This window comes from Microbacterium esteraromaticum, from assembly GCF_900163815.1.
Lineage (GTDB): Bacteria > Actinomycetota > Actinomycetes > Actinomycetales > Microbacteriaceae > Microbacterium > Microbacterium esteraromaticum_B.
This window is the reverse complement of record NZ_FUKO01000020.1, coordinates 47,196-67,523: the sequence shown is the minus strand read 5'-3', so window position 1 is coordinate 67,523 and position 20,328 is coordinate 47,196. Positions and strand designations below refer to the sequence as shown.

Below are 20,328 nucleotides of genomic sequence, written 5' to 3'. Positions count from 1 at the left end.
ATGACGGACATCGACTGGGACGAGCTGCGTCAGGTCGCTACCGACGCGATGCACAAGGCGTACGCGCCGTATTCGCGCTACAAAGTGGGTGCGGCCGCCCTCGTCGCCGACGGCAGGATCGTCGCCGGATGCAACGTGGAGAACGCCTCGTACGGCGTGACCCTGTGCGCGGAGTGCGCGCTGGTCGGCGATCTGCACATGTCAGGCGGGGGCCGTCTGGTGGCCTTCGTCTGCGTCAACGGCGAGGGGCAGACCATCATGCCCTGCGGACGCTGCCGTCAGCTGCTGTTCGAGCACGCGATGCCCGAGATGCTGCTGGAGACCGTTTCCGGCATCCGCACGATCGACGAGGTGCTGCCCGATGCGTTCGGGCCGCGCGACCTGGAGGAAGCCCGATGACCCCCGAAGCATTCGACGCGATCGACGTCATCCGCGCCAAGCGCGACGGCGGCGCGGTGCCCGAGCCCGCGCTGCGCTGGATGGTCGACGCGTACACGCGCGGCTATGTCTCCGATGCGCAGATGGCGGCGTTCGCGATGGCGATCTACCAGCGCGGCATGGAACGCAGCGAGATTCAGGTGCTCACCGACGCGATGATCGCGTCGGGGGAGCGGATGAGCTTCGCCGACCTCGGCAAGCGCACCGTCGACAAGCACTCCACCGGCGGCGTGGGCGACAAGATCACGCTGCCGCTGGCACCCCTCGTCGCCGTCTTCGGCGTCGCCGTGCCGCAGCTGAGCGGGCGGGGGCTCGGCCACACCGGTGGCACCCTCGACAAGCTGGAGTCGATCCCCGGCTGGCGGGCCGACCTGTCGAATGACGAGATGTTCGCACAGATGCAGGGTGACGTCGGCGCGGTGATCTGCGCGGCAGGCACCGGCCTCGCCCCCGCAGACAAGAAGCTCTACGCGCTGCGCGATGTCACCGGCACCGTGGAGGCGATCCCGCTGATCGCCTCCAGCATCATGTCGAAGAAGATCGCCGAAGGCACGGATGCTCTGGTGCTGGATGTGAAGTTCGGCAACGGCGCTTTCATGCAGGACATCGATCGTGCTCGTGAGCTCGCCCGCACCATGGTCGCACTCGGCACCGACTCCGGGGTCGCGACGACCGCCCTGCTCACCGACATGAACACTCCGCTCGGGCTCGCCATCGGAAACGCCAATGAGGTCCGAGAGTCGGTGGAGGTCCTCGCCGGCGGGGGCCCAGCCGATGTGCGTGCGCTCACCGTGGCGCTCGCCCGTGAAATGCTCAGCCTTGCTGGACAGCCCGATGCCGACGTCGAGGCGGCGCTCGATGATGGCCGCGCCCTGGACCGCTGGAACGCGATGATCCGGGCGCAGGAGGGCGATCCTGCTGCAGCTCTGCCGGCTCCGAACGAGACGCATGACGTCGTCGCCGAGCGCGATGGCGTGATCACCCGGATGGACGCTCTCCCGTTCGGCGTCTCCGCCTGGCGCCTGGGCGCGGGGCGCGCTCGCGCCCAGGACCCGGTGATCCACGCCGCGGGCATCGACCTCGTCGTCAAGCCGGGCGATCGCGTCACGGCAGGGCAGACGCTGTTCACACTTTCCGCTGACGACGAGTCCCGATTCGGACGGGCTCTGGAAGCGCTCGACGGCGCCTATGAGATCGGCGACACGGCACCCGTGGTCGGCCCGATCGTCCGCGAGCGCATCACCGCGTGAGCAGCGCGACTACACACCCACTTCCAGAGGAGACAACCTGATGAACATCGATCAGCACGGCGACATGAAGGTGCAGGGCGTCTCGCTGCGGGGGCTGCCGAAGGTATCGCTGCACGATCACCTCGACGGCGGTGTGCGCCCGGCCACGATTCTCGAGCTGGCTGCGGAGGCGAATCTGCCGACACCCGCGAAGGATGCGGGTGCGCTGCGCGGCTGGCTGGATCAGCAGGCCGATTCCGGCTCGCTGGTCGAGTATCTGAAGTCGTTCGACCTGGTGACCGCTGTGCTGCAGACCGAGCAGGCGCTGACGCGCGTCGCGCGCGAGTTCGTCGCCGACCTCGCGGAAGACGGTGTCATCTACGGCGAGGTGCGCTGGGCGCCGGAGCAGCACGTGGCTGGCGGGCTGAGCCTCGACCAGGCCGTGCGCGCGGTGCAGCGCGGCATCGAAGAGGGCGAAGACGCAGCGGATGCGGCCGGGCAGAACATCCGCGTCGGTCAGATCCTCTCCGCCATGCGGCAGGCCGACCGGTCCAAGGAGATCGCCGAGCTCGCGGTCGCGTATCGTGAGCGCGGCGTCGTCGGCTTCGACATCGCCGGTCCCGAAGACGGCTTCCCCGCGTCGGATCACCGCGCGGCATTCGACTACCTGGCGGCCGAGTTCCTTCCGGTCACCGTGCACGCAGGCGAGGCCGCGGGGCCCGCATCCATCCGCTCGGCTCTGATCGACGGGCGCGCGCTGCGCCTGGGGCACGGCGTGCGCATCGCCGAAGACCTGCAGATCATCGAGCGCGAAGGCGACGAGGTGCAGGTGCAGTTCGGGGATCTGGCGCGCTGGGTGCGCGACCGCGAGATCCCGCTCGAGCTGTCGCCGTCGTCGAACCTGCACACCGGTGCCAGCGCCGTCTGGGGCGATGAACTCGCCGACCATCCGTTCGACCTGCTCTACCAGCTGGGCTTCGCCGTCACCGTGAACGTCGACAATCGCACCATGAGCGGTACCTCCCTCACCCGCGAACTGGCGTTGCTCGTCGACACGTTCGGCTACGACCTCGACGATCTCGAAGCGTTCCAGTTCAACGCCGCCTCGGCGGCGTTCCTGCCGGTCGAAGAGCGCGAAGAACTGGTCGAGATGATCGCCGAGGGCTTCGAGCGCTGAGAGCTCAGTGCCCGGCGTCGCGTCGCGCGACGCCGGGGTGAGTCCGCAGATACTCCTCGAACGCCTCGCGTGAGGTTCGCTTCGGGGTGTATCCGAACTCCTCCTTCAGGCGCCGGTTGGCGAGCACCGGGCGATAGCGCAGGAACACCACCTTCTCCGGGCCGTGTTCGGTGAGGCGCAGCGCACGGCCTACCCGCAGTGCTGCGGCAAGGGCCCAGGCAGGGATGGTCAGCATCCGCTTGCCGAGACGCTCCGCGATCTCAGGCACGGACAGGCGGCCGTCACCGGCGATGTTGAAGATTCCGGCCGGGCCGTCGGTGGCCGCGCGCACCATGGCCGCCGCGACATCGTCGACCCAGATGAAGACGAACGGCGAGTCGGACCCGGCGATGCGCAGGACGCGTCGGCCGTCCCAGAGCGCGGTGATCTGATTGCGCACGGTGGGTCCGAGAATCGTTCCGATCCGGAAGATCACCTGCGTGAGCTGCGGGTTCGTGCGGCGCGCATCGGCGAGCATCTCCTCGATCAGACGCTTGTGCTTCGAATAGGGGAACTCATCGTTGCCCCGCACTGCGACAGCCTCATCGATCCACTCCGGACTGTCGGGGTGGTAGCCGTAGGCGGCCCCCGAGCTCGATACCACGATCCGAGTCACTCCGGCGTCGATGCACGCAGTGAGCACGTGCTGCGTGCCCTCGACATCCACGCGGTGCTCCAGCGCCACGTCTCGTCCCGGATTCACGATGGCCGCGAGGTGCATGACGGTGTCGATGCGGTGCTTCTGAAGCAGCGAAACAAGTGGGGCGGCATCCGTCACGTCGAGAGTCTCCGAGATGACCCCCGGCACCTCCGACGCGCGCAGGTCGCCGCTGACGACGGCGGTAACCGACGGATGCTGAGTGAGCAGCCGCGTGACGTGCGAGCCCAGGAACCCCGCCCCGCCCGTCACCAGCACCCGCGTCATCGCGCATCCTTCGCGGATGGCGCGATCTCGGCATCCGCTGCGGGTCCTCGCCCCGACGCATCGCCCTTCGCCGAACCTGTGCGGCGCCGGGTGTGCCGAGCCCAGAGAGCTGCGACGACGAGTCCGGCGATGATGTCCCAGATGCCCCACCAGCCCGCCACGACCGCCATGCCGCCGAGGCCGCCGAAGAACGCGAAGATCAGTCCCAGCCCGAGACCGGCGTTGCGGATGCCGACTTCGAACGTCATCGCCTTGCGCTCGCGGGTGCCGAGCCCGCCCAGCACTGCCGTGCCATAGCCGAGCGCGAGCGCCACGGCGTCGTGCACGGCGACGACGATCAGCACCGTGCCGATCACGCTGAGGAAGATCGCCCAGTTGCCGGCGAGGGCTCCGATGATGAAGCCCACCAGGGCGATCAGGCTGAACCACCGCACGAACGGCTGCACCCGCTGCGAGAAGGCGGGCAGCCATGCCCGCAGCGCCAGTCCGAGGGCGAACGGCACGCCGATGATCAGCACGATCTCCAGCAGCATCTGCCAAGGGTTCAACGCGACGGCGTGCAGCAGCTCGCGGCCGGTGGGGTGCATCGACCCCCAGAACGCGATGCTGAGCGGCATCGCGCCGATATAGAGGAGATTTCCGACGGCGGTCATCGACACCGACAGGGCGACGTTGCCACCCGAGCGATGCGTGAGCACCTGCGAGATGTTCCCCGGCGGGCAGCAGGCGACGACGATCATGCCCAGCGCCATCGACGCCGTCACCGGAAGAATCAGGGTCAGGCCGAAGGTGACGGCGGGAAGCACCAGCAACTGGGTGAGGATCGCGATCGCGAAGGGCTTCGGGTGGCGCAGCACGACGCGGAAGTCTGCAGGTCTGGTGTCCAGCGCGATGCCGAACATGATCAGTCCCAGGACCGCGTTGAGGATCAGCAGGGTGCCGGGGGTGAAGTTCAGCACCAGGTCATCGAAGTCCATCATGCCTCCAGGCTGCGGATCGCGGTGCGCACCGCGGAGCGGTAGGCGTCTTTGTTGACGTAGTAGGACATCCGGTCCAGGCCCAGATAGCGGTATCCGCCGGTGGTGTCCGGCCAGGGGCGACCGGTGACCCGCGCACGGAACGCTTCGGCTGCCTTCGGCGCATGCTCGACGGCAGCCAGATAGGCGGCGAGCAGCTCTGCCTGCTCGTACCGGCCCTGCCAGCCGATGCCGGAGGCCTCGATCATGCCTACGACGTACAGGCCGTTGAATGACGGCGGGAAGATGTTCAGGAAGAGTCGGGGGGATGCCCCCTCCCAGTGCAGATGCTCGCGAGCCACGAACGGGTAATCGAGGCTGTAGCCGGTGGCGAGCAGGATCAGGTCGTACTCGCCGGAGGATCCGTCGCGGAAATGCACGGTGTCGCCGTCGAAGCGTTCGATATCGGGCCTGATGCGCAGGTCGCCCTGGCCGAGGTGGTTCAGGATCATGGTGTTCACGATCGGATGCGACTCGTAGATGCGGTAGTCGGGCTTTGGGAAGCCGAAGCGGACGGGATCCCCGGTGAATGCGCGCAGCACCCTCGTATCGATGAGCTGTTTGAGTCGGGCAGGCAGCGGGCGGCCCTGGTTGAGGGTGTCGCTGGGCCGGCCGAACACGTAGCGGGGAACGAAGTAGTAGCCGCGGCGCACGCTCATGTCGACGGAGGCCGCATGATGCACCGCGTCGACAGCGATATCGCATCCGGAGTTGCCCGCGCCGATGATGAGCACGCGGCGGCCGCCGAGTTGCTCGGGGCGCTTGTACCCGCTGGTGTGCGTGATCTCGCCGGAGAACGATCCGGGGAAGCTCGGTGCATTCGGCGTCGCGAGGGTGCCGTTGGCGAGAATGACGCCGTCGTAGCGCCGTGCGGGTGCGCCCTCGGCGTGCAGCATCCAGCCGCCCTCGGGACCGGTGAGCCGGTCGAGCTGGGTGACCTTCGTGTGAAAGCGGAAGAGGGCGCGCAGGCCGAACTCATCGGCATAGGCGTCGAAGTAGCTCTTCAGCACCCGATGGCCGGGGTAGTCGACGTCGGATGCCATCGGGAACTCGCGGAACTCGGTCGTCGTGCGCGACGAGATCAGGTGCGCGGAGGAGTACATCGTGCTGCGCGGGTTGTCGATGTCCCACAGTCCGCCGACGCCTGCAGAAGCCTCGTAGCCTTCGACGGCGATGCCCTGCTGCTGCAGAGCGCGGGCGGCGGCCAGTCCGGAGGGGCCAGCACCGATCACGGCATATCTGTTCATGTCGCTCCTGCACCGCTCCGTGCAATCAGGGTCATGCGCTGAGATCGCGCGATCGGGTTCGCGCAATGCCCCGATCGTACCGGCTGATCAGCTCAGATGAACAGCGCGATGACCGCGCGCGCCAGCAGCACGAGCGTGCCGGCCCAGGCGCAGAGCAGCATCACCCGCCGCGCCAGCGCCAACGGCACACGGCGCGCAGCGAATGCCCCGAGGAGCATCCCACCCGCGGTGCAGGCGGCGAGGACGAGGAGATCTGTCGGCGCGGTTGTCGTCGGCAGGCCTCGCAGCGCGACCGACGCCGTGCCGTAGCCGAGGAAGATGACCTGAGCACTTGCCGCGAACGGGCGCTGCGACCAGCCGTCGCCGAGCGCGAAGGAGGCCAGGGCGGGCCCGGACAGACCGCTGGAGGCGTGCATGAAACCAGCGACTGCTCCCGCTCCGATCGCGCCACGCCTGCCGTTGACCTGGCGGGCGATGGGACCGAGGTGCTGCGCGCTGAGCGCCAACACGCCCATCCCTCCGATCATGAACAGCAGCGCTGTTTCGGGCAAGAGCGTGGCGGTGAGCGCACCGAACGGCGCGGCAAGCAACCCGGCACCGAGAAGCCAGAGGGAGCGGCGCCAGTCGATGTCTGGCCAGGCGCTCGGAAGGGCGGTGAGCGATGCGACGACGGCCAGGAGCACGGCGACGGTGACGCCCTCGACGGGGCCGTAGACGAGCACGATCGGCCCGATCAGCACGAGGACGAAGGCCAGACCGGTGACGCGCTGGATGATGGCGGCGACGATGGTCGCCAGAGCGGTGAGCAGGAGCATCGATCCCGAGCGTAGCCGGTTCGCCGGCCTGCCCACCGCTGCCCTCAGCGGCCTGCGACCTCCGCTGCGCGAGCGGTGAACACCTCGCGCACGGCGGGGAAGAGCGGATGCTGCGCATCGAGGCCGGTGATCTCCATGGCGAGCTCGGTGGCATCCTGCGTGCGCAGCATCTGCTGCAGCTGAACCGACTGCTCGTCCGCGGGGTCCTCGAAGGCGAGCGCCGCGCGGATGGCATCCAGCAGCGCCGTGACGCTGAGTCCGCGCTCGGCGGCCTCAGCTGCGGGACCGATGAACCGATCGTGCCGCGAGAGCTTGCGCAGCGGCTGACGTCCGACCCGCCAGACCGTGTCTGCGAGCGCCGGGTTCGCGAAGCGATGCAGGATCGTCGTCCGATACTCGGCGATCTCTCCCGGATCGAACTCGTGCTTGGCGACCAGCAGCGCCGAGGTCTCCTCGAGGGTCGCGGTCACCCGGGCGGCGATGGACTCGTCGGCGAGGGCATCGGAGATTTGCTCGATACCGGCCTGAGCGCCGAGATACGCCGTCGTCGCGTGCCCGGTGTTCACCGTGAAGAGCTTGCGCTCGATGTAGGGGGCGAGGTCATCGACGAAGTGCGCCCGGGGGATGTTCGGCGGGTTGTCGCCGAAGGGGCCTCGTTCGATCGCCCACTCGAAGAACGGCTCCACGGTGACATCGATGCCCTCGCCGGCCGGATGCCCCGGCACGATGCGGTCGACGGCGGTGTTCGCGAACACCGCTCGACCGGCGAGACCTTCCCAGTCATCGCCCGCACGGGCGATGATCTCCTCTTTCAGCAGATCCGTCGCGCCGATCGCGTTCTCGCAGGCCATGATCTGCACCGGCGGCGCCCCTGCCTCGCGCTGCCGCAGGCCGTCGATGATGGGAGCGGCCACGAACCGCAGCACGGTCGGGCCGACAGCGGTGGTGATGACATCGGCATCCGCGATCTCGGCGATCAGAGATTCCGGGTCCGCGGCGCTGTTGATCGCCCGGAACCCGGTCACCACTGTGTCGACGCCGCCCGCACCCGCCTCGTGCACCGTATAGCTGTCGGCGTCGTTGATGGCATCGACCAGAGCCCCGGCGACGTCGGAGAACACCAGCTCGTATCCGCCCTCGTGCAGCAGCAGACCGACGAAGCCGCGCCCGATGTTTCCGGCGCCGAAGTGGACGGCTTTCATCTCTCCGGCCCCTTAAGACTCGTTCACGGCGGAGAGAAGCTCGAAGAGCTCCTCCGGGGTGGACGCGGCGTTCAGTCGCGCCACGTCATCATCATCGGAGAACAGGATGGCGATCTGGGACAGGATCTCCAGGTGCTCACCGTCTTTCCCCGCGATGCCGATCACGAAGGTCGCCTGCTCGCCGGCCCAGTCGACTCCACCATCATAGCGGACGACGCTGAGAGCCGAGCCCAGCACGGCGTCCTTCGCGTCGTTGGTGCCGTGCGGAATCGCCAGACCGTTGCCCATGAAGGTCGAGACGGTCTCTTCACGGGCATGCATCGCGGCGAGATAGTCGCCGGTGACGGCTCCCGCGGCGACGAGGGCATCCGCCGCCTCCTGCAGAGCCTCGTCACGCGTGGCGGAACCCGCGTGGATGCGGACCCGATCGAGAGTCAGAACGCTCATTTCTCCTCCTGGTTTCGGACCATCTCGACGACCTCGTCGTACTTCGGCGAGTTCATGAAATTGTCGACAGACACATGGATCGAATTCGGCGACTTCGCCGTGGCGCGATCGGTCAGCTGCTGCTGGGTGATCACCAGATCAGCCGTGCCGTCGAGATTCGCGATGGCCTGGTTGGTGACGGTGACGCCCTCGATGCCCGCCTTCTTGATCTTATTGCGCAGCACGCTGGCGCCCATGGCGGACGAGCCCATGCCGGCATCGCAGGCGAAGACGACGGTGCGGATCGGCGTCGTCGCGCTGGCCGTCGCGGCAGCGGCCGGGGCGCCCAGGGTGCCGAGCACGCTCGACTCCTTGCCCTTGTTCGCGGTGGTCTGCGAGATGGCCGCACCGAACGAATCGGCGCCGGCGCCCTCTGCGGCGAGGTCGCGCTTGTGCGATGCGCGCAGAATGACCGCGGTGATGAGGAAGGTGACGGCCGCGGCGAGAACCACCGACAGGTAGACGACCAGCAGGTTGCCGATACCGCCCGCGGCGGGGCCGGATGCTGCCGCGGTGACCGCGATGATGCTGCCGGGCGCGGCGGGGAATGCCAGGCCTCCGCCGAGCACCATGTTCGTGGCGACACCGGTGGCACCGCCGGCGATCAGCGCCAGGATGGTCATCGGCTTGGCCAGTGCGTAGGGGAAGTAGATCTCGTGGATGCCGCCGAGGAACTGGATCACCAGCGCGCCCGGTGCGGACGATTTCGCCAGCCCCACGCCGAAGAAGGAGAAGGCGAGCAGCAGGCCCGCACCGGGGCCGGGGTTGGCCTCGATCAGGAACAGGATCGACTTGCCGGCTTCTGTCACCTGCTCGAGTCCGAGCGGAGTGAACACGCCGTGGTTGATGGCGTTGTTCAGGAACAGCACCTTCGCGGGCTCGACGATGATCGACGCGAGCGGGAGCAGATGCAGCGAGACCAGCCAGGCGACGGCGCCGCCGAGCACATTGCTGACGCCGATGATGACCGGGCCGAAGACGAAGAACCCGAGAATCGACAGCAGCATGCCGAGGATGCCGGCCGAGAAGTTGTTGACCAGCATCTCGAAGCCGGGCTTGATCTTGCCCTCCCAGAGTCGGTCCATCCACTTGGTCATCAGAGCAGCGAACGGTCCCATGATCATCGCGCCGAGGAACATCGGGATGCTGGTGCCGACGATGACGCCCATCGTGGCGATGGTCGCGACCACGCCGCCGCGCTCGCCGTGGATCATCCGACCGGCAGTGTTGGCGATGAGCAGCGGGAGCAGGTAGGTGATCATCGGTCCGACCAGACCGACGTACTGCGAGAACGTCGCCCCGTCGGCATCCTGAGCGAGTGCCGTCATGGCGCCCGGCCAGTTGATCTGGGCGGCGTCGCCGAAACCGCCGAGCAGATCCGCGACAGGATACCAGCCACCGAGCCAGCCGGCGGAGATGAACAGCATCGTGATGAAGCCCCAGGCGATGAAGGCTGCGATGTTCGGCATGATCATGCCGGAGAGGAAGGTGCCGAAGCGCTGAACGCCCAGTCGGGCCTTGCTCAGCCCGGATCCGGGCGATGACGTCGTCGTCATGATTTTCTCTTTCTCGTCGGGTGTGCGTGAGTGGTCGTGGTGCGGGGTGGGTGCATGTCGGATCGTCAGCGCTGAGCAGCGCTGCGCGCGGCCTCGCGTGCGGCGTCAGCGTCAGAGGTGTCCAGTGCGGCGGCGGCGATGCGCTTCGCATCGTCGAGCGTGTGGGTCGCGATCATCCGGCGCACATCGGCCAGGGCGGCCGGAGCCATGGAGAGGCTCGTCGCACCGAGGCCGATGAGCACGACCGCCAGCAGCGGGTCGGCGGCGGCTTCCCCGCAGATGCCGACGGGCTTGCCACGGCGTGCGCCGGCCTCGCCGACCTCGCGAACCAGGCGGAGCACGGCCGGATGCCACGGATCCTGGAACGACGCCACAGACCCGAGCAGTCGGTCGGCCGCCATCGTGTACTGGGTGAGGTCGTTCGTGCCGATAGAGGCGAAGTCGGCGTGCAGCAGCACCTGGTCGGCAAGCAGCGCGCTCGCCGGCACCTCGACCATGACGCCGGTGGTCTTCAGCCCGTAATCCTTCGCCAGGGTGGTGAAGTACTCGGTCTCCTCGACGGTGGTCACCATCGGCGCCATCACCCAGAGGTCGGCGGCCGTGGCGGCATCCGCCTCGGCGAGCGCCGTGAGCTGCTCGCGCAGGATGTCCTCGCTGGCGCGCAGGGCTCGCAGGCCGCGCAGGCCCAGAGCGGGGTTCTCCTCGTGCGCATCGTTGAGGAAGGCGAGCGGCTTGTCGGCACCGGCATCGAGCAGCCGCACGACGACCTTCTTGCCTTCGAAAGCCGCGAGCAGCTCGATGTACGCGGCGCGCTGCTGCTCGATCGTCGGCGCCTGTGCGGAGGACAGGAACAGGAACTCGGTGCGGAACAGACCCACACCCTCCGCGCCGCGGGCGACGGCATCCGCTGCATCGCCGGGCTTGCCGAGGTTGGCGAGAAGATTGACCGCGGTGCCGTCGGCGAGCGCGCCGGGCTCGGGCGGGGCCGCATCCTCGGCTTCACGAGCGGCGAGACGCTCGGCGACGCCTTGGACCTCTGCGGCTGTCGGTGCATCATTCACACTGCCTGCGGCGGCATCGACGATCACCGTCTGACCATCGGCGAGAGATGCCGCGTCGACCACTCCCACGATCGCGACGATGCCCTTCGCGCGCGCCAGGATCGCCGTGTGCGAGGTGGGCCCGCCATCGGAGGTGATCAGCGCGAGCACCTGGTCGAGGTTCAGCAGCGCGGTATCGGCCGGTGCGAGGCCGCGGGCGACCAGGACGAACGGATGCCCGGGATCGGGGACACCGGGGGCGGACACGCCCTGCAGCCGCGCGAGCACGCGCTGGGCGATGTCATCGAGATCCGCGGCGCGCTCGCCGAGGTATCCGCCGACGGCCTCGAGCGTCGTGCGGAACCCGGCGAAGGCATCGTGCACGGCCCATTCGGCGGTGCTGCCCTCATCGAGCCGCGCATCGATCTCGTCCTGCAGCGAGGGGTCTTCGGCGATCATCGCCTGCGCCTCGAGGACATCCTGTGCGGCGCCACCGGCAGCATCTGCACGCTCCTGCAGCTCGGAGGCGACGTCGGCCACTGCATCGCGGGCGCGGATGCGCTCCGCATCGGCGCCGATCGTGCTGGTCTGCTTCTCGGGGGCCGGCAGCGCTTCGCCCATGCGCACGACCGGACCGGTCGCGACACCCTGGCCGATGCCGACACCGCGCAGGGTGCTCATGCGCCCTCATCATGGTCGGTGGTGAGCAACTCGGTGAGATCGTCCAGCACGCTCTCGGCATTGTCGCCGTCGGCGGCGATGACGACGTGGTCGCCGAAGTCGATGCCGAGTGCGATGACGCTGAGGATGCTGGCGGCGTTCACCGGCGTGCCGGCATCCTTCGCGATGGTCACCGCGATGCCGGAGGCCTTGGCCGCCTGCGCGAACAGCTTCGCGGGGCGCGCATGCAGTCCGTGCGAGGAGCCGACGCGGACGGTGCGGGAAGAGGCGGTCATGGTGATTCCTTCTGATCGGGCGACGCGGTGATCGCATCGCGGACGAGGCGCAGGGTGCGGCTGCCGTCGAAATCTCGGAAAGCGTCGTCAGGGAGGGGGAGCACGTGCGAGCGGCCGGAGAGCGCCGAGCGGATGCCTTCCGCGCGATCGGCGATGTGCGGGCCGACCAATACGACATCTATGCCGGTGGACGCCAGTGCGGTGTGCTCGGTGCCCGCCTCGACGGTCCACGCGAGTCCGGCGGACGCCGCGCCACGGGCGAGCCGCTGCGCCACGAAAGTGCTCGACGCGCCTGCTCCGCACACCACGAGGATCTTCATCGATGTCCCTTTTCCCACTCGGAGACACCAGTCTGCACAGGACACTCAGCGTTCTTCCAGCAACCTTCTTTCCTGCCCTGCGGAACGCGGGTTTCCGCCCACAGGGGTCGGGCGGCTGGCATCATGGAGGCGCACGGGCAATCGAACAGGACGGGAGCAGACTGATGTCGCGTCAGCGTCAGGATCAGCTTCTCGCCGCGCTCCTGCGTCAGGACTCCTGGGCCACCGCCGCGAGCCTCGCCGATCTGCTCGGGGTCACGCCGCGAAGCATCCGCTCCTACGTCGTCGCGCTCAACGCCCGCACCGCTGACGGGGATGCCGTGGAGTCCGGCCCGCTCGGCTATCTCGCCGGCCCCGGAGTCGCCGCTGCGCGCAGCGCCGGCGACGCCGTCGGCACTCCACGGGCGCGCCTGCATCAGCTCATGCGCACCCTCATCGACGAGCCGGACGGGGTCGATGTGTATGAGATCGCCCTGGAACTGCACGTCAGCGAAACGACTCTGGAGAACGACCTGGTGCGGGTGCGCGGGCTGCTCGACGGCGGCCAGGCGCGCCTGGAACGCGATCGGGACCGTGTGCGTCTGCGCGGCGATGAGCAGTCGCTGCGAAGGCTGCTCAGCAGGCTGGCACAGGACGAGATGGATGCCGGACCGCTGCGGGCCGACGCCCTGCAGCGCGCGCTCGCGCCGGAAGCCGTTCCCCTTCGCGCCATCGGTCCGTTCAAGGCGGCGCTGGTGGGGGAGCTGGGCGCGCTCGGCTACTTCGTCAACGAGCTCGCGATCAGTGATGTGCTTCTGCACATCACCATCGCCGCCGAGCGCGTGGCCGTCGGGCGAGCGCTGGATGGCCGCACCATGGGCGACGATGACGCCGCGCCAGCGGTGGGCCGGATGATCGCTTCACTCGTGAACGAGCATTTCGGGGTGGCGCTGGGGCAGGGAGACCAGGAGCACCTGGCGAACCTCGTGCTGACCAGGGTCGTGACACCGGGCGAGCACGCACGGCAGCGGATGCCGCGCAGTGCCGATCCGGAGGTCGAGCAGGCCGTGCGCGCTGAGATCGTGCAGGCCGCTCGCGACTACCAGGTCGACCTCGTCGATGACGCCTTCATCCTGCGGCTGACGCTGCACGTGCAGAACCTCCTGCGACGCGCGCAGGAGCAGGCGTGGACCCGCAACCCCCTCACCCGCTCGCTGAAATCGTCGTATCCGATGATCTTCGAGGTCGCCGTGTCGATCGCCAGCGGCCTGCACGACCGTCTCGGCGTGCCGCTGCAGGAAGACGAGATCGCGTACATCGCCATGCACGTGGGCGGGCGGCTCGAGCGCAGCCGCGCTGCCGATGCGATCCTCACCGCGACGATCGTCTGCCCCGGGTATCAAGAGCTGCAGGAGCTGCTGCGCTCCAGCGTCGCGCGTTCGCTGGGACGGCTCATCGAGGTCGTCCGGGTGGACACCAGCGTCGATCCCGACTGGGAGGAACTCGATACCGACCTCGTGCTCAGCACCATCCCCGTAGCTGGTTCTGACGAGAGGATCGTGCGCATCCAGCCCTTCCTCGCCGAAGCCGACATCGAACGGGTGCAGCAGGCTGCCGCCCGCATTCGGCGCACCAGGCGACTGCAGCGGCTGCGCGCCGAGCTGCAGCGCTACTTCTCCGCCGATGCCTTCGTCGTGCCGCTTCCGGATGCGGGTGAAGTGGAGATCATTCGGCATCTCGGTGGGATGCTGGCAGCATCCGGGCTCATCGCCGAGGACTACATCGAGAACACCATCGCCCGCGAGCGGATGTCATCGACTGCGTTCACCGACGCACTGGCGGTGCCGCACGCACTGCAGATGACCGCGCAGCGCACGGCCATCGCCATCGGCATCGCCGACGGGTCGGTTGCATGGGGGAGCGGACGAGTGCAGGTGGTCGCGCTCGCCGCGTTCAGCGAGGGCGATCGGGACGCCTTCCAGACGGTGTTCGAGCAGTTCGTCGAGGTGTTCAGTGAACGCGACAGCGTGCAGCGAATCGTGCGACGATCGATCAGCTTCGATGCGTTCCTCGACGAGCTCGTCGCGGTGATCGACGGCTGAACGGCCGTGCCCCGATGCGCGCGGTCAGCGCCGCGTCAGCACGGATGCGAGCGCATCCAGCAGCGCGGGTGCCTCCGGAGAGTCGGCGACCTCGAGGGTCACCTCGTCTCCGGAAGCGATCGCGAGATCCATCACCGCGAGCACGCTGGTCAGATCGGCTGTGGCTCCGGCATCCGTCGACAGCAGCACTGGCATCCCGTGCGCCTGCGCGAGCCGCACGAGCTCTGCCACCGGCCGCGCGTGCACGCCTTCGTCGATGTCGACGGTCACCCGCCGACGGAGCCTGCTCATGAGCGTGCCGCGAGCAGCTCGCGTACCGCGGCCTCCAGTTCGGCCACCGCAGTCGTCGCCTGCTCCGCAGAGTCCGCTCGCGCATCGATGTACGCCTTCAGCTTCGGCTCGGTGCCGCTGGGGCGGACGACGACGCGTGATCCATCATCGAGGCGGTAGCGCAGCACATCCCCTGCGGGCATGCCGCTGACGCCAGCGGCCAGGTCCTCCGCGGACGCCACCGCCCTCGTGCCGAAGGCCGACGGCTGCTGCCCGCGCAGTGCAGCCATCAGGCGGGAGATCACCGACAGGTCATCCACGCGGATCGATACCTGCCCGGAGGCGAAATGGCCGATCTCGGCGCCGAGCTGCTCCAGCAGGCCGGCGATGGTCGTGCCCTGCACACGCGCGTCGGCGGCGAGACCCAGCATCGCGATCGCCGCCGAGATGCCGTCCTTGTCGCGCACGGTCTCCGGATTCACCAGGTAGCCGAGAGCCTCTTCGTAGCCGAAGACCATGCCCGGGGCGCGGGAGATCCATTTGAACCCGGTCAGCGTCTCATGGAAATCGAGTCCGTAGGCTTGGGCGATCGCACCCAGGCCGGGGGAGGAGACCAGTGAGCACGCCAGCGATGCGCCGGCAGCGCCCTGCGCGGCCTTCGCGGCGCGCCAGCCCAGAAGCAGGCCGATCTCGTTGCCGGTGAGCCGGCGCCAGCCGCCTTCGGCAGCGGCATCCGGAATTCCGAGGGCCAAGCGATCCGCGTCGGGGTCGTTCGCGATCACGAATTCGGCATCCACAGCGCGCGCCCGGGCGAAGGACAGGTCCATCGCGCCCGGCTCCTCCGGGTTGGGGAACGAGACCGTGCGGAACGTCGAATCCGGGTCGCGCTGCTCCTCGACGACGCGCGGTGCCGGGTAGCCTGCGGTCTTCACGACGCGCGAGAACGTCTCCCATCCGACACCGTGCATTGCGGTGTACACCCAGCGCATCTCCTGTACGCCGTAGGGTGCGGGCGAGACAGCGGCAGTCGCTGCGACGTAGGCGTCGACGACGGTGGCATCTGCCACTTCGTACTTCTGCGAGCGAGGCAGCATCCCGATGTCGCCCGAGTCGGCCACGCGTGCGATGTGGGCAGCGATCTCGGCATCCTGCGGGGCGACGATCTGCGATCCGCCGTCGTCACCGCCCAGGTACACCTTGTAGCCGTTGTCGTTGGGAGGGTTGTGGCTGGCCGTGACCATGACGCCGGCGTCCGCGCCGAAGTGACGCACGGCGAACGCGAGCACCGGCGTCGGAAGCAGGCGCGGAAGCAGAATCGCCCGCAGTCCCGCCCCGGCGAAGATCTCGGCGGAGTCGAGTGCGAAGCGGCGGGAGTTGCGGCGTCCGTCATAGCCGATGACGACAGTCGGGGTGCCCTTCACGCGCTGCAGCAGGTGCCCGGCGAATCCGGCGGCCGCCTGCGTGACGAGCACGCGGTTCATCCGGTTGCTGCCTGCGCCCAGCTCTCCGCGCAGACCCGCCGTGCCGAAGGCGAGACGGCTGCCGAAGCGATCGTCGAGGTCCCGCATCGCCGCGGTGTCTCCGCTGGCGGCGAGAGTGATGATTCCCGCCAGTTCGTCGCGGGTCTCCGCGTCGGGATCCTGCCTCAGCCACGCGCGCGCCTGCGCGAGCCGCTCGCTCACAGCGCCTCGATCACGCGAGCGAGCAGAGCCGAGATGACCGGCTCCGCCTCGCGGCCGGCCTCGATGACCTCCGCGTGACTGAGCGGGGTCTGCTGGATGCCGGCGGCGAGATTCGTGATGAGCGAGAAGCCGAGGATCTCCATGCCGGCCTCTCGAGCGGCGATGGCCTCCAGTGCGGTCGACATTCCGACGATGTCGCCGCCCATGCGCTTGGTCATCTGCACCTCGGCCGGCGTCTCGTAGTGCGGACCGCGGAACTGCGTGTACACGCCGTCGTCGAGCGTCGCGTCGACAGTGCGCGCGATGTCACGCAGCCGGGTCGAGTACAGGTCGGTCAGATCGACGAAGGTCGCGCCCTCCAGCGGTGAATCGGCGGTGAGGTTGATGTGGTCACTGATCAGCACGGGCTGGCCGGGCTTCCAGCTCTCGCGGATGCCGCCGGCGCCGTTGGTGAGCACCATGATCTTGGCTCCCGTCGCCGCCGCGGTGCGCACGCTGTGCACGACTCGGCGGACGCCGTGGTTCTCGTAATAGTGCGTCCGGGCGCCGATGACGAGCACGTTCTTGCCGCCGGGGGTGCGGATGCTGCGCAGCGTGCCGACATGGCCCTCGAGAGCGGGCTTGGAAAAGCCGGTGACCTCGGTGGCGGGGACGGTCGCAACGGTCTCGCCGATGATCTCCGCGGCCTTGCCCCAGCCCGAGCCGAGCGTGACGGCGATGTCGTGGTGATCGACCCCGGTGAGACGGGCGATGTCCGCAGCGGCCAGCGCAGCGATGGCGACGGGATCCGCGTTCGGGTCGTCCAGAGGATGGTTTGCAGTGTCAAGCATGACTCCACTCTAGGAAGGTGCAGGCTCCGGAGCCAGGATTGCGGGAGAATGGTCATCATGTCTCAGACTTCCTTTGCCAATAGACAGAGTGTGGCCGTCCTCGGCGGCGGCCCCGGTGGTTATGAGGCAGCTCTCGCCGCCGCCCAGCTCGGGGCGGATGTGACCCTTGTGGAGCGCGTCGGAGTGGGCGGTTCCGCCGTGCTGACGGATGTCGTGCCCTCGAAGAGCCTGATCGCCACGGCGGATGCTGCCGTCGCGATCGCCGAAGCCACTGACCTCGGTGTGCAGTTCTATGCGAAGGGCGGCAACGGCAAGCCGTTGAAGCCCGAGATCGCCATCAACCTGGCCGCTGTCAACAAGCGACTGCTCGCGCTGGCGGGCCAGCAGTCCGAAGACATGCGCGCGACGCTGCTGGAGGCGGGCGTGCGGATTCTCTCCGGCCACGGCCGCTTGGAAGGACCGAATGCGATCATCGTCGCGACCGGGCCCGGGGGCACCGACTTCGACCGCGTCGAGGCCGACACCGTGATCGTTTCGGTGGGCGCATCGCCACGCGAGCTCGATTCGGCCAAGCCCGACGGCACGCGCATCCTCACCTGGACGCAGCTGTACGGCATGAAGGCCCTTCCTGAACACCTGATCGTCGTGGGCTCGGGCGTCACCGGCGCAGAATTCGCCTCCGCGTACATGAATCTCGGTGCGAAGGTCACGCTCGTGTCCAGCCGCGAACAGGTGCTGCCGGGCGAAGACGTCGATGCCGCGAAGGTGCTCGAGGCGGTGTTCAAGCGCGGTGGCATGCAGGTGCTGTCGAAGTCGCGCGCATCGAAGGTCGAACGCACCGAAGACGGCGTCCTGGTGACGCTCGCAGATGGGCGCACCGTCGAGGGCAGCCACTGTCTGATGGCGGTCGGGTCAGTCCCGAATACCACCGGCATCGGACTCGAAGAGGCGGGCATCGAGCTCGATGACTCCGGCCACGTGCGGGTCAACCGGGTGGCGCGCACGTCGGTGCCCAACGTCTACGCCGTCGGCGACTGCACGAACTTCATGCCTCTGGCATCCGTCGCCTCCATGCAGGGGCGCACTGCGGTCTTCCATGCGCTCGGCGACATCGTCATTCCGCTCGAGCACCGCAGGATCACCGCGAACATCTTCACGGCTCCGGAGATCGCGACGGTCGGCTTCTCGGAGAGCGACGTCGAGAACGGGGTCGTGGCTGGCAGCGCGTACAAGCTGCCGCTGGCCGCGAACCCGCGCGCGAAGATGATGGGCATCAAGGATGGCTTCGTGAAGATCATCGCCCGCAAGGGGTCCGGCACGGTCATCGGCGGCGTGATCGTGGCGCCGAAGGCCTCAGAGCTCATCTACCCGCTGGCGATGGCCGTCGAGCGCCGACTCAACGTCGATCAGGTCTCGCGCGTATTCGCCGCGTACCCCTCGCTGTCGACGAGCATCACCGACGCCAGCCGGGCCATGCACGCGGTGAACATCTCTTGAGCTAGGGCGTGTCTCCCATATGTGTGGTGATTGACGCGCGATAGTGGCTGAGTGGCTACTGCTGTTGATACCCGTACGCGGCGTTTGACGGATTCTCAGTGGGCGCTGATCGGTCCGTTGCTGCCCTCGAACCAGGGGCGGCGTGGTCATCCGTTCCGTGATGACCGGCGCGTGGTGGATGGGATCATCTATCGGTTCCGTGCGGGTGTGGCGTGGCGGGATCTGCCGCGTGGTGAGTTCGGTCCGTGGCAGACGATTTGGAAGCGTCACCGCCGCTATGCCGGGGATGGCACGTGGGATCGCGTCCTGCAGGCACTGCTTTCTCAGGCGGACACCGCTGGCCTGGTCGATTGGGATGTGTCGGTGGATGCCACGATCGCTCGCGCGCATCAGCATGCGACGAACACCCGCCGCCCTGATCAGCCCACAGGGGGCGTTCTCGAATCACAAGAATCTCAGCTTCGCTGAGGCGGAACCCGACGGTCACGGCATCGGGCGATCCCGTGGCGGGTTGACGACGAAGATCCACCAGGTTGTCGACGGCAACGGGCTTCCGTTGGCGATCGTGGTCACCGGCGGGCAGCGTAACGACGGAGCGATGCTCGAAGCGGTCTTGAACGATATCCGCGTCCCCCGGCCAGGCGGCGGCCGGCCTCGCACGACGCCCGATGCTGTCCTGGCAGACAAGGCCTACGGCAGTCGCATCAACCGTCAGATGCTGCGCTCACGCGGTATCCGCTGCGTGATCCCGGAAAAGAGCGACCAGACCGCGGCCCGCAAACGCAAAGGCCAAAACGGTGGCAGGCCATCGAAGTTCGACGAGGACGCTTACAAAGACCGCAACGTCGTCGAACGCTCCTTCGCGCTGATCAAGCAGTGGCGCGGCATCGCCACACGCTACGACAAACTCGCCATCACCTACCGCGCCGCCGCCGTCCTCCACGCTGCTCTCACCTGGGCGACACTATTGGGAGAAGTCGCCTAGTTCGGGTTCGCTCCTGCTACCCGAACCAGGTACGCATCGCTGAGATTACCGGTCGTTTCGACGAACAGCTCATAGGGGCGTCCGCGACTATTGGCGTCCGCCCAGCTGAGTGCATCACGGACGCTCGAGACGTTGTCCAGTATCCACGCGTCCAGATTCCATGCAACCCCTGGCTTCGGCCGTGACCAAAAATGCACCCTGAACCGAGCTGCGTCGTCTTGTCCTAATGTGTGGACGTCGAGCGTCGCTTCTGCTTTCATGAGGTCAACGATAGGCGCTCGCGCCTCAAACTGAGCAAGGGATCAGATGAAGACGAATCGTTGTATCGCAGTTCTGGCAATCGCAGTCCTGGGCCTACTCACGGCCCCCGCTGCAACGGCATCCACCACAGATTTCACTGAAGCAGCTGATTCTCAGCGTTTCACTTACGGAAACCTGTCTGTCGTGGTCGAAGAACCTCAGGAGTCCGACGCTCAGTTGCGGTCTGCGGCGGCCCCGATGGCTCAGACCATGACCTGCGACCTAAACGTGCAGAAT

At 67.9% G+C, this 20,328-nt stretch carries 19 protein-coding genes; 6 read left to right on the top strand and 13 right to left on the bottom strand.

Annotated elements, in window-relative coordinates:
• Genes FM104_RS08660 through FM104_RS08650 form a run of 3 tightly spaced genes read left to right on the top strand, consistent with a single transcriptional unit; the run spans position 1 to position 2,844 of the window.
• Positions 1-399 (top strand): cytidine deaminase, encoded by a 399-nt coding sequence (locus tag FM104_RS08660; RefSeq protein ID WP_087131375.1) that lies wholly within the window; start codon positions 1-3, stop codon positions 397-399.
• The gene (locus FM104_RS08655; RefSeq protein ID WP_087131372.1) at positions 396-1,688 is read left to right on the top strand and encodes a thymidine phosphorylase; all 1,293 of its coding nucleotides are present in this window, start codon (positions 396-398) and stop codon (positions 1,686-1,688) included. The genes FM104_RS08660 and FM104_RS08655 overlap by 4 nt, the downstream gene beginning before the upstream one ends.
• Positions 1,689-1,728: 40 nt before the next feature.
• A complete protein-coding gene (locus FM104_RS08650) occupies positions 1,729-2,844 on the top strand; it encodes an adenosine deaminase (protein WP_087131369.1) in 1,116 nt (371 codons plus the stop codon).
• Between the two features lie 4 nt (positions 2,845-2,848).
• Here FM104_RS08650 and FM104_RS08645 read toward each other — a convergent pair whose 3' ends face one another.
• The 10 genes from FM104_RS08645 to FM104_RS08600 all read right to left on the bottom strand — a co-directional run bounded on the left by FM104_RS08645 (position 2,849) and on the right by FM104_RS08600 (position 12,446).
• On the bottom strand, positions 2,849-3,808 hold the full coding sequence (locus tag FM104_RS08645) for an SDR family oxidoreductase (protein WP_087131366.1): 960 nt from the start codon (positions 3,806-3,808) through the stop codon (positions 2,849-2,851).
• Positions 3,805-4,788, bottom strand: coding sequence for a bile acid:sodium symporter family protein (locus tag FM104_RS08640; RefSeq protein ID WP_256971583.1), 984 nt, complete (start codon positions 4,786-4,788; stop codon positions 3,805-3,807). The genes FM104_RS08645 and FM104_RS08640 overlap by 4 nt, the downstream gene beginning before the upstream one ends.
• Positions 4,785-6,071: a flavin-containing monooxygenase gene (locus FM104_RS08635; protein WP_087131361.1), complete on the bottom strand. Its 1,287-nt coding sequence runs from the start codon at positions 6,069-6,071 to the stop codon at positions 4,785-4,787. The genes FM104_RS08640 and FM104_RS08635 overlap by 4 nt, the downstream gene beginning before the upstream one ends.
• A 92-nt stretch (positions 6,072-6,163) precedes the next feature.
• Positions 6,164-6,886: a TSUP family transporter gene (locus FM104_RS08630; protein ID WP_087131359.1), complete on the bottom strand. Its 723-nt coding sequence runs from the start codon at positions 6,884-6,886 to the stop codon at positions 6,164-6,166.
• Between the two features lie 44 nt (positions 6,887-6,930).
• The gene (locus tag FM104_RS08625) at positions 6,931-8,088 is read right to left on the bottom strand and encodes a mannitol-1-phosphate 5-dehydrogenase (protein ID WP_087131356.1); all 1,158 of its coding nucleotides are present in this window, start codon (positions 8,086-8,088) and stop codon (positions 6,931-6,933) included.
• A 12-nt stretch (positions 8,089-8,100) separates the two neighbouring features.
• A complete protein-coding gene (locus FM104_RS08620; RefSeq protein WP_087131354.1) occupies positions 8,101-8,535 on the bottom strand; it encodes a PTS sugar transporter subunit IIA in 435 nt (144 codons plus the stop codon).
• A complete protein-coding gene (locus FM104_RS08615) occupies positions 8,532-10,130 on the bottom strand; it encodes a PTS mannitol transporter subunit IICB (protein WP_087131351.1) in 1,599 nt (532 codons plus the stop codon). Before FM104_RS08615 ends, FM104_RS08620 begins: the two co-directional genes overlap by 4 nt.
• Before the next feature lie 65 nt (positions 10,131-10,195).
• On the bottom strand, positions 10,196-11,851 hold the full coding sequence (gene ptsP, locus FM104_RS08610; protein ID WP_087131348.1) for a phosphoenolpyruvate--protein phosphotransferase: 1,656 nt from the start codon (positions 11,849-11,851) through the stop codon (positions 10,196-10,198).
• Complete coding sequence (locus tag FM104_RS08605) at positions 11,848-12,126, bottom strand: HPr family phosphocarrier protein (RefSeq protein ID WP_087131346.1); 279 nt, start codon at positions 12,124-12,126, stop codon at positions 11,848-11,850. The genes ptsP and FM104_RS08605 overlap by 4 nt, the downstream gene beginning before the upstream one ends.
• Positions 12,123-12,446 (bottom strand): PTS sugar transporter subunit IIB, encoded by a 324-nt coding sequence (locus FM104_RS08600; protein ID WP_087131343.1) that lies wholly within the window; start codon positions 12,444-12,446, stop codon positions 12,123-12,125. The genes FM104_RS08605 and FM104_RS08600 overlap by 4 nt, the downstream gene beginning before the upstream one ends.
• A 164-nt stretch (positions 12,447-12,610) precedes the next feature.
• On the opposite strand from FM104_RS08600, the gene FM104_RS08595 reads away from it, so the two are divergent.
• Entirely contained in the window at positions 12,611-14,527 is a 1,917-nt protein-coding gene (locus FM104_RS08595) for a BglG family transcription antiterminator (RefSeq protein ID WP_087131340.1), read from the top strand.
• 24 nt (positions 14,528-14,551) lie between these two features.
• On the opposite strand, the gene FM104_RS08590 is transcribed toward FM104_RS08595, so the two are convergent.
• The 3 genes from FM104_RS08590 to FM104_RS08580 are packed head-to-tail and all read right to left on the bottom strand — an operon-like array spanning position 14,552 to position 17,309.
• The gene (locus tag FM104_RS08590; protein ID WP_087131337.1) at positions 14,552-14,818 is read right to left on the bottom strand and encodes an HPr family phosphocarrier protein; all 267 of its coding nucleotides are present in this window, start codon (positions 14,816-14,818) and stop codon (positions 14,552-14,554) included.
• The gene (locus tag FM104_RS08585) at positions 14,815-16,479 is read right to left on the bottom strand and encodes a phospho-sugar mutase (protein WP_087131334.1); all 1,665 of its coding nucleotides are present in this window, start codon (positions 16,477-16,479) and stop codon (positions 14,815-14,817) included. Before FM104_RS08585 ends, FM104_RS08590 begins: the two co-directional genes overlap by 4 nt.
• Positions 16,476-17,309 (bottom strand): purine-nucleoside phosphorylase, encoded by an 834-nt coding sequence (locus tag FM104_RS08580; RefSeq protein WP_087131331.1) that lies wholly within the window; start codon positions 17,307-17,309, stop codon positions 16,476-16,478. The genes FM104_RS08585 and FM104_RS08580 overlap by 4 nt, the downstream gene beginning before the upstream one ends.
• A 48-nt stretch (positions 17,310-17,357) precedes the next feature.
• Here FM104_RS08580 and FM104_RS08575 point away from each other — a divergent pair, with 48 nt between their 5' ends.
• Together FM104_RS08575 and FM104_RS08570 are read left to right on the top strand one after the other, a co-directional pair.
• The gene (locus tag FM104_RS08575) at positions 17,358-18,806 is read left to right on the top strand and encodes an NAD(P)H-quinone dehydrogenase (RefSeq protein ID WP_087131328.1); all 1,449 of its coding nucleotides are present in this window, start codon (positions 17,358-17,360) and stop codon (positions 18,804-18,806) included.
• A 51-nt stretch (positions 18,807-18,857) separates the two neighbouring features.
• Positions 18,858-19,791 (top strand): IS5 family transposase gene (locus FM104_RS08570; RefSeq protein ID WP_143738301.1). Its coding sequence is split into 2 segments (ribosomal slippage): positions 18,858-19,235 and positions 19,237-19,791, totalling 933 coding nucleotides; the frame shifts between segments, so codons are not numbered across the junction.
• Positions 19,792-20,328 lie beyond the last annotated feature (537 nt).

What these genes read in the sequence shown, in the direction of transcription:
- FM104_RS08660 (WP_087131375.1), top strand. Translation starts at nt 1, where the DNA reads ATGACGGACATCGACTGGGACGAGCTGCGTCAGGTCGCTACCGACGCG.
- FM104_RS08655 (WP_087131372.1), top strand. Translation starts at nt 396, where the DNA reads ATGACCCCCGAAGCATTCGACGCGATCGACGTCATCCGCGCCAAGCGC.
- FM104_RS08650 (WP_087131369.1), top strand. Translation starts at nt 1,729, where the DNA reads ATGAACATCGATCAGCACGGCGACATGAAGGTGCAGGGCGTCTCGCTG.
- FM104_RS08645 (WP_087131366.1), bottom strand. Translation starts at nt 3,808, where the DNA reads ATGACGCGGGTGCTGGTGACGGGCGGGGCGGGGTTCCTGGGCTCGCAC.
- FM104_RS08640 (WP_256971583.1), bottom strand. Translation starts at nt 4,788, where the DNA reads ATGATGGACTTCGATGACCTGGTGCTGAACTTCACCCCCGGCACCCTG.
- FM104_RS08635 (WP_087131361.1), bottom strand. Translation starts at nt 6,071, where the DNA reads ATGAACAGATATGCCGTGATCGGTGCTGGCCCCTCCGGACTGGCCGCC.
- FM104_RS08630 (WP_087131359.1), bottom strand. Translation starts at nt 6,886, where the DNA reads ATGCTCCTGCTCACCGCTCTGGCGACCATCGTCGCCGCCATCATCCAG.
- FM104_RS08625 (WP_087131356.1), bottom strand. Translation starts at nt 8,088, where the DNA reads ATGAAAGCCGTCCACTTCGGCGCCGGAAACATCGGGCGCGGCTTCGTC.
- FM104_RS08620 (WP_087131354.1), bottom strand. Translation starts at nt 8,535, where the DNA reads ATGAGCGTTCTGACTCTCGATCGGGTCCGCATCCACGCGGGTTCCGCC.
- FM104_RS08615 (WP_087131351.1), bottom strand. Translation starts at nt 10,130, where the DNA reads ATGACGACGACGTCATCGCCCGGATCCGGGCTGAGCAAGGCCCGACTG.
- ptsP (WP_087131348.1), bottom strand. Translation starts at nt 11,851, where the DNA reads ATGAGCACCCTGCGCGGTGTCGGCATCGGCCAGGGTGTCGCGACCGGT.
- FM104_RS08605 (WP_087131346.1), bottom strand. Translation starts at nt 12,126, where the DNA reads ATGACCGCCTCTTCCCGCACCGTCCGCGTCGGCTCCTCGCACGGACTG.
- FM104_RS08600 (WP_087131343.1), bottom strand. Translation starts at nt 12,446, where the DNA reads ATGAAGATCCTCGTGGTGTGCGGAGCAGGCGCGTCGAGCACTTTCGTG.
- FM104_RS08595 (WP_087131340.1), top strand. Translation starts at nt 12,611, where the DNA reads ATGTCGCGTCAGCGTCAGGATCAGCTTCTCGCCGCGCTCCTGCGTCAG.
- FM104_RS08590 (WP_087131337.1), bottom strand. Translation starts at nt 14,818, where the DNA reads ATGAGCAGGCTCCGTCGGCGGGTGACCGTCGACATCGACGAAGGCGTG.
- FM104_RS08580 (WP_087131331.1), bottom strand. Translation starts at nt 17,309, where the DNA reads ATGCTTGACACTGCAAACCATCCTCTGGACGACCCGAACGCGGATCCC.
- FM104_RS08575 (WP_087131328.1), top strand. Translation starts at nt 17,358, where the DNA reads ATGGTCATCATGTCTCAGACTTCCTTTGCCAATAGACAGAGTGTGGCC.